Genomic DNA, 3,947 nt, shown 5'->3' on the forward strand with positions numbered 1-3,947 from the left:
AGGGTCTTGACCCGTACCTCGTCCGGGCCGGTATCGGGCAAGGCTTCCTCACGCAGGGCACCCAGACCGGGAGCCAGGGTCCAGAAGGCGGTAGCGGTGTCAGTGGCGACGGGCATGAGCACATCCGGTGAATCGGCAAGATACTAACTATCAGACCGGTAGCCTGTGATCACACAGGCGGCCTGGTCCTGATCCTCATATACTTCTACAATAATGATACAGATACGTTCCATCGCACAAGCCGAATGCATCACCTCGCCATTCAGCGTCGACCGGTCTGAACGAATCAGCCCATGGACTGACGGCTTGCGTCGTCTCTGTACAATACCGACAGTCTTTCATGGAAGACTATCCTCCAACGCCCTCGCCCAGGACCCAGCCTCGCCCATGGAGATACGCATAGCCCCGCAACGGATGATCCGGCGGGAATTGTCAATCACCCTGGCCTGCCAGCTGATCCTGGTAGCCATGCTGGCGTACTGGCTGGAGGCAAGCCCCTTGGTGGCGCTTGTCGCCATGGGCGTTCAGGTGACCATCGCGGGGTGTCTGTTGCATTCCGTCCCCGACGACTGGCACCGCCTGGGCTGGGCCAATCGGGTCACCCTGGCACGCAGTGTCCTGGTGGCCCTGCTGGCGGGAACCCTGACCGACCCGGTGGTGCTGTCTCGCCATGTCGGCTTCTTCGCCGCCCTGTCCCTGCTGGCCTTGATGCTGGATGGCGGGGATGGCTGGGTGGCCCGCCGAACGGGGTCCGCCAGTGAGCTCGGGGCCCGCTTCGATATGGAACTGGATGCCTTCTTCATTCTCTTGCTATGCCTAGCCTTGATGGTGCTCGGCAAGGTCGGTGCCTGGGTAGTCGCCATCGGCGCCATGCGCTATGCATTCGTGCTGGCCGGACTCGGCCTGTCGTTTGCCGTGGATATTCGCTGGCTATATCGACATGCCGCACATGGGACGCGCCCGATCCCGTGACGGCATCCCCTCACTGCGGAGGAAAGTCAGATGTCCCTTCATCAACCAACGTCATCCCGCTGCCGTTCCCTGGCGGCAATCATCGCCCTGGCCGGCACCCTGGCACTGGGTAGCCTGCCGGCCGCTGCCGAACCACATCGCTACCGCATCGACCCGGAACACTTCTCCATCGGCTTTCTGATCGGTCATCTGGGATATGCCATGCAGTTGGGGAGCTTCCTGGAGGGGCAAGGAGAGTTCGTCTACCACTTGAGGGGATGGCAAGTCACGGCCAGCCTGCTAGACTCAGGTTGTCGCTTGACGGGGTGCCGATGAATCCGGCTGAGATGGCGCAGTTCGAAGATGAACGCAGCGCTGGTCCCGTGGAACCTGATCCGGCTCGTACCGGCGTAGGAAATCAGGCGGTGGACCGGCCCCTTGTTCTTTCTGCGGGCATCGGCCCTCCCCCCTCTCTTCCGCACGTCAGACCCCGGATCGTCACCAATCTCCGGAGTCGAAATGGCCTATCGTTTCACCGATCTGACGGCGGCCTGCCAGGACGACTGGCGCGCCTATATCGAGCACGACTTCGTGCGCGGCCTGGGCGACGGCACCCTCGACGAGGGAGCCTTCCGCCACTACCTGCAGCAGGACTACCTGTTCCTGGTTCACTTTGCCCGCGCCTATGCGCTCGCCGCCTACAAGAGCCGCACCCTGGCCGACCTGCGTCAGGCCCATGAGGGGCTCAAGGCGATCGTCGACGTGGAGCTCGGCCTGCACGCGGGCTACTGCCGCGACTGGGGCATCAGCGAGGCCGACCTCGCCGCCCTGCCCGAGGCCCGCGCCACCATGGCCTACACCCGCTACGTGCTGGATACCGGTAACCGCGGCGACCTGCTCGACCTGCATGTGGCCCTCGCCCCCTGCCTGATCGGTTACGGTGAGATTGCCAACTGGCTGAACGACCAGTCATTCACGGTACGCGGCGAGGCCAATCCCTACGACGCCTGGATCGCCATGTACGATGGCGACGACTTCCAGGCCGCCATGGGCGCCGAGCTCGACTGGCTCGACACACGCCTGGCCGACGTCACCCCGGCGCGCTTTGCCGAGCTCGTCGAGGTGTTTCGCGACGCCACGCGCCTGGAGATCGACTTCTGGCAGATGGGACTTGATCGCGCCGACTGACGCTCTGGCTCAATCGAAAGACCCGCGCGGGCTCTGGTCGGTGTACTCGTGTCGGGTAACTATTACAGGTAGTGACCATTTGATCACGGAATGGACAGGGATTAACCTAGCGGGATTTGCATCGCACAGGACGATGCGTCTGACACACGCCTCGATGCGACGATCGCAACACAGGGAACGCAAACCATGAACAGCAAGATCAAGGTGGATGCCCCTCTCGTCATCCTGCACGGCGACGAGATGGCACAGGTGGCCTTCGAGAGGATCCTCGAGATGTTCGTCACCACGCCACTGGACATTGACCTGGTGGAGATCGACCTTTCCGCCGAACACCGGGTGCTCACCAATGGCCAGGTGGTGATCGATGCCATCGAGGCACTCAATCGACATGGCGTGGGGGTGAAGAACGCCGGCATGACGGTCAACCGCGAGCAGCTGGGCGAACTGCTGGCCGCCCATCCCGAACTCGATGGCACCACGCTGCACCCGCTGGCCACCAAGTCGCCCAACGGCGCCATACGCAAGGGTATCGGCGGCAACATCACCCGCGAGGACATCCAGTTCCGCAACCTCCAGGTCAAGACGCCGGACTGGGTCGGCCGCGATATCGAGGTCGATACCATGGAGGACGGCGGCATCAAGGACAGCTTCAATGAGTTGTCCCGTGCCACCGGCGTGGTCAAGCTGATGTTCGTCGGCAGCAGTGGCGACCCGGAAGAGCTCCACCGCCGAGAGGTCAAGAAGGGTGACCCCTGGCTGCTCGCCACCAATGACATCGATGACGTGAAGGCCTGGGCCCACCGCTTCTTCCAGCGCGCCATCGACGAAAAGCGCGACATCTACCTGGGCCTGAAGGACACCGTGATCGCCGGCTATGACGGCGTCATGCGGGCCGCCATCGAGGCCATCTACTTGCAGGATTACCGAGCGCAGGTCGAGGCGCTGGGGCTCAATTACCACTATGAACTGATCGATGCCCAGGCCGCTCGCCTCGTTGCCAATCCACCGGAGCGGGCACTCTGGGGCGTGCCGGACAACACCACCGGCCGCAAGCTCCACAAGCTGGTCGAGCAGCTCAAGGTGCACGGCATCCCCAGCCGCAATGCCCATGTCTCACTGTCCAGGATGAGCGCCGGCGGCGGTGACCAGTACGGCAGCTACAACATGCCCGTACGGGAAGACGGCATCCTCAAGGTCATCGTCGACGGCGAGGAGAAGCACGCCAGGCACGTCAAGAAGGGTGACCCCATCCTGCTGATGTCGAACGACCACGAAGCCATCAAGGACTGGGTCGGCCAGGTATTCCGTGATGCTTCGCGCAAGCAGAAGGAGGTCTACTTCGGCCTCAAACGCGAGTACATGGAATACGACGAGGTCTTCAGCAAGGTCATCACCGACGTGCGTCGCGAGCTGGCAGACGCCGACACCCCGCCGCCATCCTTCATGATCATGCGGCCCTCCAGTCAGCTCATCAAGATGATCACCGACCCGCCGAGAAACGCCCTCTACCCGGCGCAGAACCTCGACGGCGACATCTTCTCGGACATCTCCGCGGCCCTGGGGGGCAGCCTGGCCACTGCCAGTTCGATCATCGAGAGCCAGAGCGGCACCATGCTCTTCGAGGCGCCACATGGCACCGCCCACGATCTCTACCTGAGTTACCGGGAGAGCGACGGCAAGGTGGCCAACTTCAACTCCTCGGCACTGATCTATGCCGTGGCGAATGCCCTGGAAACCCTCGGCGAACGCGAACACAACACCGCGCTAGTCAGCTACGCCACCCGCCTCAAGGCCGCGCTGATCGACAC

General features: G+C 62.9%; 4 protein-coding genes and 1 riboswitch. All 4 genes read left to right on the plus strand.

Annotation, left to right across the window (positions count from 1 at the left end; all coding sequences use genetic code 11):
* Window positions 1-387 precede the first annotated feature (387 nt).
* A complete protein-coding gene (locus tag ACESMD_RS13740; protein WP_372614090.1) occupies window positions 388-972 on the plus strand; it encodes a CDP-alcohol phosphatidyltransferase family protein in 585 nt (194 codons plus the stop codon).
* Window positions 973-1,002: 30 nt separating this feature from the next.
* Window positions 1,003-1,287, plus strand: a complete 285-nt coding sequence (locus ACESMD_RS13745; RefSeq protein ID WP_372614092.1) for a hypothetical protein — start codon at window positions 1,003-1,005, stop codon at window positions 1,285-1,287.
* A riboswitch (TPP riboswitch) is annotated at window positions 1,264-1,386 on the plus strand. It overlaps the preceding gene by 24 nt.
* An 84-nt stretch (window positions 1,387-1,470) precedes the next feature.
* Window positions 1,471-2,139, plus strand: coding sequence for a thiaminase II (gene tenA / locus ACESMD_RS13750; protein ID WP_372614094.1), 669 nt, complete (start codon window positions 1,471-1,473; stop codon window positions 2,137-2,139).
* A 186-nt stretch (window positions 2,140-2,325) separates the two neighbouring features.
* On the plus strand, window positions 2,326-3,947 hold a 1,622-nt coding region (locus ACESMD_RS13755), incomplete at its 3' end, for an isocitrate/isopropylmalate family dehydrogenase (protein WP_372614096.1).

The sequence above is a fragment of the Halomonas sp. genome, from assembly GCF_041689495.1.
GTDB lineage: Bacteria > Pseudomonadota > Gammaproteobacteria > Pseudomonadales > Halomonadaceae > Halomonas.